This window comes from Pseudomonas sp. GW822-FHT03F04, assembly GCF_058801405.1.
Map to the genome: position 1 here is coordinate 130,381 of NZ_JBXANF010000010.1, position 13,222 is coordinate 143,602.

14 protein-coding genes are annotated in these 13,222 nt (G+C 50.3%); 13 read left to right on the plus strand and 1 reads right to left on the minus strand.

The genetic code is table 11. From position 1 onward, the window contains the following. Positions 1-131 precede the first annotated feature (131 nt). The 13 genes from AC1RMX_RS23040 to AC1RMX_RS23100 all read left to right on the plus strand — a co-directional run bounded on the left by AC1RMX_RS23040 (position 132) and on the right by AC1RMX_RS23100 (position 12,377). A complete protein-coding gene (locus AC1RMX_RS23040; protein ID WP_096821021.1) occupies positions 132-410 on the plus strand; it encodes a hypothetical protein in 279 nt (92 codons plus the stop codon). A gap of 153 nt (positions 411-563) precedes the next feature. Further along, positions 564-860 (plus strand): integration host factor subunit beta, encoded by a 297-nt coding sequence (gene ihfB, locus AC1RMX_RS23045; protein WP_003189779.1) that lies wholly within the window; start codon positions 564-566, stop codon positions 858-860. A gap of 27 nt (positions 861-887) precedes the next feature. After that, positions 888-1,127, plus strand: coding sequence for a lipopolysaccharide assembly protein LapA domain-containing protein (locus tag AC1RMX_RS23050; protein ID WP_096821022.1), 240 nt, complete (start codon positions 888-890; stop codon positions 1,125-1,127). 226 nt (positions 1,128-1,353) lie between these two features. Further along, complete coding sequence (rfbB, locus tag AC1RMX_RS23055) at positions 1,354-2,430, plus strand: dTDP-glucose 4,6-dehydratase (protein WP_176504853.1); 1,077 nt, start codon at positions 1,354-1,356, stop codon at positions 2,428-2,430. After that, a complete protein-coding gene (gene rfbD, locus AC1RMX_RS23060) occupies positions 2,427-3,320 on the plus strand; it encodes a dTDP-4-dehydrorhamnose reductase (RefSeq protein WP_493073097.1) in 894 nt (297 codons plus the stop codon). Before rfbB ends, rfbD begins: the two co-directional genes overlap by 4 nt. After that, the gene (rfbA, locus tag AC1RMX_RS23065; protein WP_192558662.1) at positions 3,317-4,207 is read left to right on the plus strand and encodes a glucose-1-phosphate thymidylyltransferase RfbA; all 891 of its coding nucleotides are present in this window, start codon (positions 3,317-3,319) and stop codon (positions 4,205-4,207) included. The genes rfbD and rfbA overlap by 4 nt, the downstream gene beginning before the upstream one ends. Before the next feature lie 55 nt (positions 4,208-4,262). Then, the gene (locus AC1RMX_RS23070) at positions 4,263-5,183 is read left to right on the plus strand and encodes a glycosyltransferase (protein WP_096821026.1); all 921 of its coding nucleotides are present in this window, start codon (positions 4,263-4,265) and stop codon (positions 5,181-5,183) included. Between the two features lie 5 nt (positions 5,184-5,188). Next, positions 5,189-6,160, plus strand: coding sequence for a UDP-glucose 4-epimerase family protein (locus AC1RMX_RS23075; protein WP_096821148.1), 972 nt, complete (start codon positions 5,189-5,191; stop codon positions 6,158-6,160). Between the two features lie 178 nt (positions 6,161-6,338). Further along, a complete protein-coding gene (locus AC1RMX_RS23080; protein ID WP_141401783.1) occupies positions 6,339-7,595 on the plus strand; it encodes a glycosyltransferase family protein in 1,257 nt (418 codons plus the stop codon). Continuing rightward, the gene (locus tag AC1RMX_RS23085; RefSeq protein ID WP_493073099.1) at positions 7,592-8,926 is read left to right on the plus strand and encodes a glycosyltransferase; all 1,335 of its coding nucleotides are present in this window, start codon (positions 7,592-7,594) and stop codon (positions 8,924-8,926) included. The genes AC1RMX_RS23080 and AC1RMX_RS23085 overlap by 4 nt, the downstream gene beginning before the upstream one ends. 78 nt (positions 8,927-9,004) lie before the next feature. Next, positions 9,005-9,925 carry a glycosyltransferase family 2 protein gene (locus AC1RMX_RS23090; RefSeq protein ID WP_192558658.1) on the plus strand — a complete coding sequence of 307 codons (921 nt, stop codon included), beginning with the start codon at positions 9,005-9,007 and terminating at the stop codon, positions 9,923-9,925. A 107-nt stretch (positions 9,926-10,032) separates the two neighbouring features. After that, positions 10,033-10,884 (plus strand): class I SAM-dependent methyltransferase, encoded by an 852-nt coding sequence (locus tag AC1RMX_RS23095; RefSeq protein ID WP_096821030.1) that lies wholly within the window; start codon positions 10,033-10,035, stop codon positions 10,882-10,884. A 179-nt stretch (positions 10,885-11,063) separates the two neighbouring features. After that, positions 11,064-12,377 carry an acyltransferase family protein gene (locus AC1RMX_RS23100; RefSeq protein ID WP_493073100.1) on the plus strand — a complete coding sequence of 438 codons (1,314 nt, stop codon included), beginning with the start codon at positions 11,064-11,066 and terminating at the stop codon, positions 12,375-12,377. A gap of 121 nt (positions 12,378-12,498) precedes the next feature. Here the strand turns inward: AC1RMX_RS23100 and AC1RMX_RS23105 are convergent, their stop codons facing one another. After that, positions 12,499-13,185, minus strand: coding sequence for a metallophosphoesterase family protein (locus AC1RMX_RS23105; protein WP_176504854.1), 687 nt, complete (start codon positions 13,183-13,185; stop codon positions 12,499-12,501). Positions 13,186-13,222 lie beyond the last annotated feature (37 nt).

The following is a 13,222-nucleotide window of genomic DNA, read 5'->3' on the forward strand; positions in this document are numbered from 1 at the left end:
TTGCGCCTTGTGTGTGAAACCAAACTCTTCGCTTGGTGGTCTGTTTCTTTAATCGGATCAATCGCCTATTCGCGACTAAGCTTGGTCTTGGGTGTGCAGTAGTCGGGCTGTTGCCTGGCATAAGGAAGTGGATGAACAAGTTTATTCTCCTCATGGCTGTGCTGGTTTTGGCGGGTTGCACCACAAGTGCCAAAACCCACGCGGTGCGTGGTGTCAGCGGTATAGAGATCGACTGTTCCGGGTTGGGGTCAGGCTGGGAAAAATGCCAAAAGCGTGCGGCGAAGGAGTGCAAGGGGGCGGGTTATAAGGTGCTCACTCGATCTGATGAAGCAAAAGATGAAGATGAATTCCCTTTTGGCTTCAATCCCGCGGGTTACGTGACTCGGACCATGCTGGTGATGTGTCGCTGAGTGCCTGCTGGCGTGGATGTATGGTTTTTCGCCCTGAAAACGGGCGTTTTGACGCTGAAGAAGATATGTCAATCCCTGGGCTGTTCAAAATCTTCCGGGCATGCTAAAACCTTTCAAGCGCTGATCTAGCTGCTTGAAAAAGAAGGGAAAAATATGACGAAGTCGGAGTTGATCGAACGAATTGTCACCCATCAAGGGCTGCTCTCATCCAAAGATGTGGAGCTGGCCATCAAGACCATGCTTGAGCAAATGTCCCAGTGTTTGGCTACGGGTGATCGCATCGAGATCCGTGGTTTTGGCAGCTTTTCCTTGCACTATCGTGCGCCGCGGGTCGGCCGCAATCCGAAGACTGGTCAGTCTGTCAGCCTTGATGGCAAGTTTGTACCGCATTTCAAGCCGGGCAAGGAGTTGCGTGATCGCGTGAACGAAGAAGAGGAGGAGGGGGTTTGACAGCCACGACCTTTCAGGAGGGTGCCCATGCGTAACCTCAAACGCATGCTTCTTGGCGTTTTCATTCTTTTACTGATGCTGGTGATCCTGGCGTTTGTGCTGGAGAATCAGCAGTCCATTTCGCTGATGTTCCTTGGTTGGGCGGGGCCGCAACTTCCAGTATCTCTGGTGATGGTTCTCGCGCTGCTTCTTGGGATGCTCGTCGGTCCTGTTCTGGGCTGGTTTCTGGGACGCTCGTCCCGCGCTGCGCGCAAGCGCCTTGTCTGAAAACGACAGGCGCGGGACATCCATCGAATTTGCGGCGCTGCCTGTCTATATCCATTAGTAAAACGTTAATTAAGCTGTAAAATGCAGCCCTTGTTCGATGGTGGCTTCGTTACCACATAGATTCAGACTGACTCTGACGGAGGCCTGGGTTATGACGGCTTTCGCATTCATGGATTAGGCTGCGCTCGTTATGGGCGCGGTCCGCAGCTCAAGGGTATGGTTTCGCGTGAAAATTCTAGTAACCGGCGGCGCCGGATTTATCGGCTCGGCAGTCATCCGTCATATCATTTCCAACACTAACGACGCCGTCGTGAACGTTGACAAGCTGACTTACGCTGGCAACCTTGAGTCGTTGGTCGAAGTTAGTCAAAACTCACGTTATGCCTTTGAGCGTGTCGATATCTGCGATCGTGATCAAATTGATCGTGTCCTGCGGGAACACCAACCGGATGCAATCATGCATTTGGCTGCTGAATCCCATGTTGACCGTTCGATTTCCGGTCCGTCCGAATTCATCCAGACCAATATCATCGGCACCTACACGTTGCTGGAAGCTGCACGCCAATATTGGTCCGCACTGGACGATACCCGCAAAGCCGCTTTCCGCTTTCATCACATTTCCACTGATGAAGTGTACGGCGACCTCGAAGGCCCTGAAGATCTCTTCACCGAGACCACGCCTTATCAGCCAAGCTCGCCATACTCTGCCAGCAAGGCCAGTTCCGACCACCTGGTTCGTGCCTGGGCCCGTACCTACGGTCTGCCGACACTGGTCACCAATTGCTCGAACAACTATGGTCCATGCCACTTCCCTGAGAAGTTGATCCCGCTGATCATTCTCAATGCACTGGAAGGCAAGCCGCTGCCGGTTTACGGCAAGGGCAATCAAGTGCGTGACTGGTTGTACGTAGAAGATCATGCGCGTGCGCTGTACAAAGTCGTCACCGAGGGTGTCATCGGTGAGACGTACAACATTGGTGGTCACAACGAAAAGCAGAACATCGAAGTGGTTCAAACCCTTTGCGCGCTGCTGGATGAACTCCGGCCGGATTCAGCTCATCGTCCACACGCAAGCTTGATTACTTATGTTCAGGATCGTCCGGGACATGATCAGCGTTATGCGATCGATGCGAGCAAGATTCAGCGTGAACTCGGCTGGGCGCCAGAGGAAACCTTCGAAACCGGTATTCGCAAGACGGTGGAATGGTATTTGAACAACGCGCAGTGGGTTGAACATGTGAAAAGCGGCAGCTATCAACAATGGATTGATCAGAACTACAGCGATCGCTCCCAAAAAGCATGAGAATCCTTCTTTTTGGAAAAAATGGTCAGGTGGGTTGGGAGCTGCAGCGCTCCCTGGCTCCGCTGGGTGAGCTCATCTCGATGGATCGCCACCTGCTCAATGGCCTGCAAGGCGACTTGTCGGATCCGGAAGCGCTGCGCGCAACGATCCGTCATCTGAAGCCGGATGTGATAGTCAACGCTGCCGCCTACAATGCCGTCGATAAAGCAGAGTCCGAAAAGGAACTCGCTACCCTGATCAATACCCAGGCCGTCGCCGTCATGGCGGATGAAGCATTGGCTCTGAATGCCTTGCTGGTTCACTACTCTACTGATTATGTGTTCAGTGGTGAGGGTGACTTGCCCTGGAAGGAAGACGACCCTGTTGCGCCCCTGAATCAATACGGAATCAGCAAGCGCGCCGGCGAAGAGGCAATTATTGCTTCCGGCTGTTCGCACTTGATCTTTCGTACGAGCTGGGTCTATTCCACTCGGGGCAACAACTTCGCGAAAACCATGTTACGTCTGGCCAAAGAACGTGAGGCGTTAAATGTGATTTTCGATCAGGTGGGTGCGCCAACCGGTGCTGACCTGATTGCCGATGTAACGGCCCATGCCATTTTGAAAGTGAAACAAAGTGCCGATTTGGCGGGTATCTACCATCTGGTTGCCGGTGGTGAAGTTTCCTGGCACGGCTATGCTTCCCATGTCATAGAATTTGCGCGAAAGATTGGCGAGCCATTGAAGGTGACTGAAGTAAACCCGATCGAGTCGACAGCCTATCCGACTCCCGCCCGTCGTCCCTTGAATTCACGCCTGAACACCCAGAAACTGCGAAATAATTTTGCCCTTCGCCTGCCGGAATGGCAAAGCGGCGTAAACAGAATGCTGATGGAAGTTTTTAATAAATGATCAAGACAAATCGAAAGGGAATTATTCTGGCCGGTGGTTCGGGAACACGCTTGCACCCGCTGACTCTGGGTGTTTCCAAGCAAATGTTGCCGATCTATGACAAACCGATGATTTTTTATCCGTTGTCCGTGCTCATGCTCGCAGGTATGCGAGAAATCCTGATCATTTCCACCCCTGAAGATCTGCCAAACTTTCGCAAGCTGCTCGGTGACGGTAGCCGCTACGGTATTCAATTGACCTATGCCGAACAGCCAAGTCCCGATGGTTTGGCTCAGGCCTTTATTATCGGTGAGGAGTTCATCGGTAAGGATCCGTGCTGCTTGATCCTCGGTGACAACATATTTTACGGTCAGCACTTCTCCGATAACTTGCGTTCCGCCAGCTCTCAGGAACGAGGCGCGACAGTATTCGGTTATCACGTTTCTGATCCGGAGCGTTTCGGCGTCGTTGAGTTCGATGCGTCTGGTCGGGCATTGAGCATCGAAGAAAAGCCGCTCAAGCCAAAGTCCAGTTACGCCGTCACCGGTCTTTATTTCTACGATAACCAGGTTGTCGATATTGCCAAGGGCATCAAGCCCTCCGAGCGAGGCGAGCTGGAAATTACAGACGTTAACCGTGCTTATCTCGAGCAACAAACCCTCAATGTCGAAATGCTCGGTCGAGGCTTTGCGTGGCTGGATACCGGTACTCACGACTCGCTGCTTGAGGCGAGCCATTTCGTGCATACCATCGAACACCGCCAGGGTTTGAAAGTGGCGTGCCTTGAAGAAATCGCGTACAGCAATGGCTGGATTACGTCGGATCAGTTGAGCGAGCAGGCAGAGGCTCTCAAGAAGACAGGCTACGGGCAATACCTGAAAAAATTGTTGGATTCGACTTCTTTCTGAGTCTGGAAAGTTCGGCATTCAAACAAAGCGTTCAATCCGTGCAAGCAGGAACGGCATGCCAGTAGAACATCCGAAGGTTGCAGTTTTACTGGCTGCCTACAATGGAACACCGTGGATTGAGGAACAACTTTCCTCAATCCTCAATCAATCAGCAGTTGATGTAACCGTTTACATCAGTATTGATCCCTCATCAGACGGTACGGAAGCGCTGTGCCGAGCGTACGCCAGTGAGCACCCCGGTGTGGTGATCCTCCCGGACTCCGGGCGATTTGGCGGTGCGTCGCGCAACTTCTTCCGGCTTATACGCGATGTCGACTTCGCTAAGTTCGACTTCATTGCCTTTTCAGATCAAGATGACATCTGGCATTCGAACAAGCTGCTTCGTGCAACACAAAGCATTGCAGAGCAAAGCGTTGATGCGTACTCCAGTAACGTCACTGCATTCTGGCCTGATGGCAAGACTGTCCTTCTGGACAAAGCGCAGCCACAGGTTGATCTGGACTATTTGTTCGAGGCTGCCGGGCCGGGTTGTACCTACGTAATGAGTAACGCTCTGGCGGGCTCTTTAAAGGTTTCAATGCTTGCGAACTGGCAGCAACTGCAAGGCGTCAGCCTGCATGACTGGTATTGCTATGCCTATGCGCGAAGCAACGGCTATCGCTGGTATATCGATCCAGGGGCATCTATGGATTATCGCCAGCACGAGCGTAATCAAGTCGGTGCCAATACCGGTCTACGACCATTGATTACTCGCTATAAAACCATCCATGACGGCTGGTGGTTCAGTCAGGTTGAACTCATCGCAACGTTGGTGACGCCTGAACAGGCGCCATCGGTAGTCAATACTCGGCAGTTGCGTGGGATGAAACTGGTCAAGCTTTCCTTCAGGGCCTGGCAATGCAGGCGTCGGGTAAGGGATAAGGTCTTCTTCTTCTTTATCTGTTGGGCTAGCGCATTGTTGGGGAGCAAGTCTTGAGCATCGTGCCAAAACCGAGCATTTTTGTGTCCGGTGCCAGCGGGTTTGTCGGGCAGCGGCTGGTCATGCGCCTGTTGCTCGATAAAAAATACACGCCTATCGCTGCCGCGCGTCGTGCTACGCAATTGCAGGGATTATGCCCCACTGTGTCTTTTGACATGGATAACCCGAGTCACCGGCCTGATTTGAATGGCGTGGATGTTGTTGTTCATACGGCCGCGCGAGTGCATGTGATGAATGAAACTGCCGAGGATGCCCTCGCTGAGTTTCGCAAGGTCAATGTTGAAGGAACCTTGCGACTGGCGAAGCAGGCAGCGGAAGCAGGAGTGCGGCGCTTCATTTTCATCAGTTCGATCAAGGTCAATGGGGAAAGCACTCTTCCGGGGAAACCGTTCAGCGCGGATGATGTGCCTGCTCCCCAAGACCCCTATGGAGTCTCCAAATACGAGGCCGAGCAAGCACTGAAACAACTGGCACTGGAGACTTCAATGGAGCTTGTGATCATTCGTCCTCCACTGGTCTATGGGCCTGGTGTCAAAGCCAATTTTCTGAATATGTTGCGCTGGCTCGACAGAGGTGTCCCACTGCCTTTAGGTGGCATACGCAACCAGCGAAGTCTGGTTGCGCTGGGCAATCTGGTGGATTTTATCGTCACGTGTATCAATCATCCTGCGGCGGCTAATCAGACATTTCTGGTTAGCGATGGTCAGGATCTCTCCACTCCTCAGTTATTGAACAGCCTTGCGAACGCTCTGGATAAGCGATCCCGGCTGATTGCCTTGCCAGAGTGGCTGATACTGTCTGTGGCGGCGCTGCTGGGCAAGCAAGCGGTTGCAAGTCGGGTCTGCGGTTCGCTGCAGGTTGACATCTCCAAGAACTATGAGTTACTGGGGTGGGCTCCACCGATACATTCAGATCGAGCCATGCGTCAGACGGCCATTCACTATCAGGAAGCATTGGTAAAGCACCGTGCCTGAAACCATGAAGATTCTGGATTCTCATTCTTCGGTGCCGCTGGTCGAATGGCGCTCTATGGATGTAACGCTGCTTGCTGACGGGAATGTTTTAAATGTGAAGCTTTGATTGAGTCTTGCTGTACGCGGCGAGATACTTCGGATTAACGGGTTAGACTATTTTTACTTTTATAGGTTATGTATGTCATTCAGCAAAATAAATTTCTGGATTGAAGGTGATATTTCGACGACAAGAATTGTTTCGCGTCTGCTGAATGATGTGAGTGGTGAAGATAACTGCGATACCCGCCTTCTAAGCACTGTCGGCTGGTCGTCCCTCGTCAGCGGTGTCAACATATTTTGTCGGATTTGTGATCCAAGATACGACTGGTTGCCGGTGTACTTGCGCGAGCATGGTATTCCCTATGCATATTACATCGATGACAATTTCTGGAAAATCACCGGCTCCGGAGCGTTGGCGCGTTATTATCAATCGGCAGAAGTCGTCATGTCGCTCGACGCTTTTGTTGAGAATGCCAGTTTCGTAATTACGCACAACAAAACATTCGCCGAATTTATCAATCGAAGATTTCCTGATGTGAAATGTGAGTTGTTGCCAGTCCCTTTTGACACTTCACTGATTCGTAAGATTGCAAAAAAACTTACAGTAAAACCTGCAAGGGACGCGGTGGTCGGGTACGCCGGTGGCTATAAGGAAGAAGAGTTTGCGCTGCTTCAGGAAGTGGTTGAGAAATTAGGAAAGGAGCGGCCTGAAATTCGCTTTGAGTTCATTGGTGGTGTTTCCGATGAATTGCGCAACTTGAATAATGTGCAGTGGTTTCCGGGTTTTTCGGACTATTCCAAATTTCTTGAGTTCAAAATGGGCCGAAACTGGACTGTCGGATTGGCGCCGTTGATGGAAAGTCAGTTCAACTCTTCCAAAACGAACAATAAATTCAGAGAGTACGGTGGATGCGGGATATCCGCTATCTATAGCAATACGACTCCCTATGTCGAGTGTGTAGTGTCGGAGCGCTCCGGCCTGTTGGTTGATAACAACGTCGACGATTGGGTGGAAGCTATCAAGCGCCTCGTTGATAGTTCTCAATTGCGCGATACGATAAAGGAAGAGTCCTTCAAGTATGTCGAATTGAACCATTCGCATGAATCGATTATTCCAGCCTGGCGCGAGGCGCTCGATAGAGTTTCTCATGATTCTGAATGCTTGATGTCCTCCAGGATTCGGTTCAACTATGTAAAACATTTCCATCTGAGTGGCATGTCACGCGTTGCCAAGCGAATGGAGGCCGCTACGGCGACTTCTATATATGGATTTGTCTTGAAAGGAAAGCTGAAGTCGCTTTTGAGCAGGGCGCCTGTTAGAAAAGTGGTAAGAACCTTTGCTTTTTTTGCGTTGATTGCTACCGGCTTGTATATCTTGAAGGCGAGTATAATGTGAGGAAAAAAACTGTTTTGATCGTCTGTAATGATGTCGTCGGGCTCAAAATGGCTGGACCGGCAATCAGATGTGTGGAAATAGCAAAAGTTCTTTCACAAAGCTTCGATGTTAAAGTGTATGCGCCAAAGGCTCAGCCGTTGGTTGACGTGTTGTTCGAAACAAAAAAGTTCTCGGATGCGGATTTCAAGTCGACAGCAGAAAATGCGGATTTTCTGATAGTTCAAGGTGACGCTTTAAGATCTCATCCTTTTTTAAAGGATTTAAAAGGTTGTCTTGTGGTAGACCTTTATTGCCCGGTTCCACTTGAATATCATCAGGCATCGGAAGGTGTAAGCCTTAATGTAAGAGGGATGACCAGCAATTTTTTATGCGATGTGCTGCTTGAGCAACTCGTGTACGGAGATCATTTCCTTTGTGCAAGTGAAAAACAGAGGGAATTCTGGCTGGGTGCACTGACGTTGGCCGGACGAGTCAACGCAGATCGTTGGCCGCAAGCGAGTCACGCCGATGTTTCCGACCTGATATCGCTGCTGCCATTTGGATTGTCGTCCCAGCGGCCGGAGCCGACCAGGCGAGCGATACGCTCAACCTTTAATATCCCCGCAGATGATTTTGTTCTTGTATGGGGAGGTGGGTTGTATCAATGGTTTGATCCATTGACGCCCATCAAGGCTGTCCATCGCTTGATTTCGGAAGGTGCACGAGTGCATCTCGTGTTCATTGGGGTCAAGCATCCAAATGCCAGTATTGCTCAGCATGATATGTGTGCTCGAGCAGTCGAACTGGCCACCGAGCTCGGGTTGATCGATAAGTTTGTTCACTTTAATTTTGGCTGGGTGGACTATGACGATCGCCATAATTTTCTGCTTGATGCAGATGCCGGTATAAGTTCTCACTTTGACAATCCCGAGACGCGCTTCTCGTTTCGAACTCGCATGCTGGATTATCTCTGGTGTGACTTGCCGATCATCGCAACACAAGGCGATGTGTTTGGTGATTCTCTGATTCCCGAGGGGACGGGCATATCCGTCGGTTTTGAAGACCTTGAGGGCTGGGTTCAAGCTATAACGGTCTTGATGACTGATAATAGCGAGCATAAAAGATACCAGGAAAACGTCCGCAACTATTCAGAAAGGTTTCGCTGGGACTCTGTAGTACACCCTTTGCTCGAAAGGCTTGGGACAATGACTGTTGCACCTGACCGATCACTGGTCCGGTCGCACTACGTCAGCGCCAATCAATCAACAGGTTTTTTCTTTCGTTTGCGACGTCGTTATGCTTCCGGCGGAGTTCTATCGATTTTTGCTGCTGTATGGAGACGTTTGCGTTAAATGAGGAGTTCCAGGTTTGAGGTCGTGTAGTTTGACGTTCCGTAACTATATAAATGGGCATGAGCATTCGAGTTTTATATGAAAAAACAAGTCCCATCTGTATGCGCAGTGATCATTACCTTCTTTCCAGATCTGGGCAACTTGAGGAATTTGGTCGAGTCTTTAAACGAGCAGGTCGATAGCATTGTCATTGTGGACAATGGGTCGTCGGATTCGATGGAGCTTTTTGTCAGCAAGCTAGACATTGAAAGCAAACCTGCTGTTCTCAGTCTTGGTGAAAACCTGGGTATTGGTCATGCGCAGAACGTTGGTATTGAATATGCCAAGACTTCCGGCGCTACCTACGTCGTACTGTTTGATCAGGATAGCTGCCCTGAGAAGAATATGGTTGTGAAGCTGCTTTCCGCAGCGAGGGAGCTGGAGTCATCTGGTGTTCCTTTGGCAGCGGTTGCGCCAGGTTACAAAGACTTCGACGGCGGCAGGTTGTCCAGTTTTGTACGTATCGGGTATTTCGGTTTTTCTCGAATAGACTGTGCTCCTGACAGCGGAGTCGTCGAGGCAGACTTTCTAATTTCCTCTGGATCGCTGATTCCCCTTTCGGCTATCGCCAAGGTCGGGGGCGTGGATGCGAGCCTGTTTATCGATCACGTCGACACTGAATGGTGCTTGCGCGCGAAGTCTATGGGACTCAAGCTGTTTGGCGTAAACGACGCGATCATGTTGCATTCGTTGGGTGATCGTAGAGCCAGATTCTGGTTTCTTCGTTGGCGAACCGTTCCGTACCATTCACCTTTCCGTTATTACTATATGTTCCGCAATAGCATTCTGCTTCAGCAAAGATCCTACATGCCGCTACGTTGGAAAATAGCCGACCTTGCACGATGCCTGAGAGCACTGGTTTTTTTTGGTATTTTTTCTTCGGATCGAATGGCGTGCGTTAAGATGATGCTTCGTGGCGCGCGGGACGGTATAGCCGGTGTCACTGGCAAGATGAAATAAGCGTTGTCGGGGACGTCCGGTCATTCGGGTGTGTAAGGTAAGTGGCTTGCATCGTGATCTACGTGTATTGCGCTTAGAGTCATATCAAATATGAGTAGGTTTTATTTATGGTAGTTCTTGATATTGGCTGTGGAAGGAAGAAAATCACCGGGGCAATCGGCATTGACTTTTCTGCGATGAGCGATGCCGATATTACGCTCGATCTCAATAAGGAACGTCTGCCTTTTGAGGACAGCAGTGTCGATTTCATTTTTTCATCTCATACTCTAGAACATTTGACGATCGAAGGCTTTCTCCATGTTATGGAGGAGTGCTATCGGGTATTGAAGCCGGCTGGTCAACTCAAAATCGTTGTTCCTTATTTTACAACCACCGCTAACCTGGCCAATCCATTTCACAACAACAACATCTGTTTCAACGAACATACGTTTCGGTTCTTTTCCTCCGATTCGGAAACGGATGCAATGGCGAAGCACGAGTATGCTTCACCCAGTTGCCCGCATTGGGGGCTGAGATACTCTGCGAACAGTGAAATTGGTATTGAGTTCAAGACCTTGTCAGTATCCTATTTCTACTTTCCAGAATATGTGGATTCTTCCGACGAGGAGAAATTTTTGGCGCGTTCCTCGAAAATGAACGTGGTGGATCAGATCGCCTATTCCCTGGAAGCAGTCAAACCTTGTCCTGTGCGTCCTGAAACAGGTCCTGTCGGGACCAAGGATGATCCGTTTGCGTTTGTTGAGCAGCAGCTCCAGCACATAAACAATCAAATCGCCTATCTTGAAGCAAGAGAAGTGGGTGAGTCAGAACTCCGTACTGCGAAAAGTGTAGTGACCACTACGAGAAAAGACGGAAGTATTTTCAGTGTTGACGGGGTTCTGACGCCAGTCAACTTCCTGGTTTATGAGCTAGATGCCGTCATTCAGGATCTTCGTCGCAAGATTGATGCTCTGGGGTAGTCGAGCCAAGACGCTACGATCAGCTGTCTCGCACCTCTAAGTCCCGACAGAATGCTTACTGTTTTTAGTGAGCAAGATGCCGGGATTTTTTGATTCCGTTTGTATTAGACCGAATGAAACGCTCGCCGAGGATCTCGCCGGTGGGTAGGTGGCCGCCTGTCCGGATTCAGGATAGGGGCGTGGCGGTGTTGCTGCGCCCCCTCCCAACCACTCCTCCGTACAGGGCAAGCAGAGACAGAGCCTTGTCGGAAGGCGGATGGTTTTGTTCACCCGGCGCCCTGCACGACGGTACAATTCAGAAACTATTTAGCCAAGCCAGAGGATTGTCTGCAATGGGTTATATCAAGGAGCACTGGGGCTATTTGACCGGTGCAGGTGCGTATCCGGGCGTCGATTGCTTAAGGGCGCTGGCGGTTGCGCTTGTTGTTCTCTACCACTTCCATTTGTTTCCTGTCGGTTGGATAGGCGTAGATATATTTTTTGTACTGAGTGGTTTTTTGATCGGTGGAATTATTCTCGATAAAACAACATCGGGTCGTTTCGATTTTGTGGAGTTTTACAAGAAGAGAGCTTTACGAATACTTCCAATTTATTATTTTATAATGCTTTTGTGTTTTGTGTTGAAAGCGGGTGGGGTGTTCGATTTTATAGCTGTAAAAAGCATGCTTTCGGGGATGTTGTTTCTGCAGACTACGGGGCCTTACTTCTTTCCGGGCTATTTCAATATCAATGAGGCTTACATCCCAGGTGGCTCGTGGAGTCTGGTCATTGAGGAAATGTTCTACCTGATTGCTCCATTGGCGATTGTCTTGGTTTCTTACCTTTCGGGTAAAAAGCCATGGCCGATGCTGGTCGCGCTGGTGGTTGCTTATCTTTCAGGTATGGCAGTGCGGGCGGCAATGACATCGGGCTTTGCACCCGATGATTCCAGTTGGTACTTCGCAAGCTTTATTCAGTTCCATTCTCGATATGATGAGCTGACAGTCGGCGTTCTGGCGGCGGCTTACTTAAGGTTTGCACGTGATGTAAGATCGCAATCGGCGTGGTGGATTTCGGCGGCAATTATTCTGAGTTTTCTTTTTCTTGTGTATATCTATGGAAACCCTGAGTTTCTTGCGAGGCCGTTCCTGATAACGCGAGACACCCTCTGGCTGCCAACACTCCTGGGGGCGATAGGTGCTTGTTTTGTGCTCGGTGCTTACTGGATGCCTCTACAAGCAAAACCCATTGTGTTGCTTGCCAGGTTGTCGTACCCGCTTTACCTGGTTCATATATTGTTCCTTGAAATAACCAATAGGTACATCGGTGGCGGTTTGCTCAAGTGGTTGGCTGATACATTTACCGAGCACGGCCTGTCTATAATCCGGATAGTAATCTGTGTTTTTCTTTCTTATCTTGTTTCCTTGTTGGTGGAGTATCCATTTATCAGGATGTACAAGAGGAAAGATAGCAAGAGGGTAAGCAAGGAGGGGATGGAAGTGGCTCCCGTGTAAGCCGGTTTCTCGTCCTTAACATTCTGCTCATGGGGCAGTTCGTGGTCGGAGCGAATCGCGACGTGCATGGGAAACTTGGCCGGGAAGGGTGAACTTCCTCCTCGGCCAAGGTGCTAACTGTTTACGCGGTTCTTGACAGGATTTCGATCATGGCTTCTTGAATGCCTGCTTCTCGAAGTCTGTTTTTATAGGCATCGATATCATAATTTGCTCTGAAGAACTCTACAGTTCTTGAGTGCGCATCGATAGACGCGTAGCACGCACCGGGAATTCTGTCCCTGGCCTGGCCTACAGAACCCGGGTTGACGATGACTCCGCTTCCGGCTGGCCGTTGCATTGGATGGTGCGTGTGTCCGAGCACCAGGTAGTCCATTGCGTCGGGCCAGGCAAAGCCTATCTCCGTATCCTTATAGATGTACTCTTCAGCGTTATGTGGGCTTCCGTGCGCTACATACATGGCTGTATCGACAGGCGTGCTTTTTTCATCGGTCGAAAAGCGCAGTTCCAGAGCGTCCGGGAGTGATGAAAGCCATTCCAGATTCTCGTCGGTCAGCGATTCTCGTGTGCTCTGTATTCTGTACTTCGATTCTCGGCTATCGGAATAGCTGAGCTCGCCCAGTACGTATTTGTCATGATTGCCTTTGATGCAATGTACTTTGCGTTCTCGCAGTAACCGGCAAACCTCGTTCGGCTCGGTGTAGTAGCCCAGGAGGTCGCCAGCGCAAACGATATCCGCCGAGGGCGGTATTGAGTCCAATACCGCTTGCAGGGCGGGGAGGTTGGCGTGTACATCGGCAATGATGTACACGGGCTCTCCACGATAAGGTAACAGCAAGGGGAGGCTG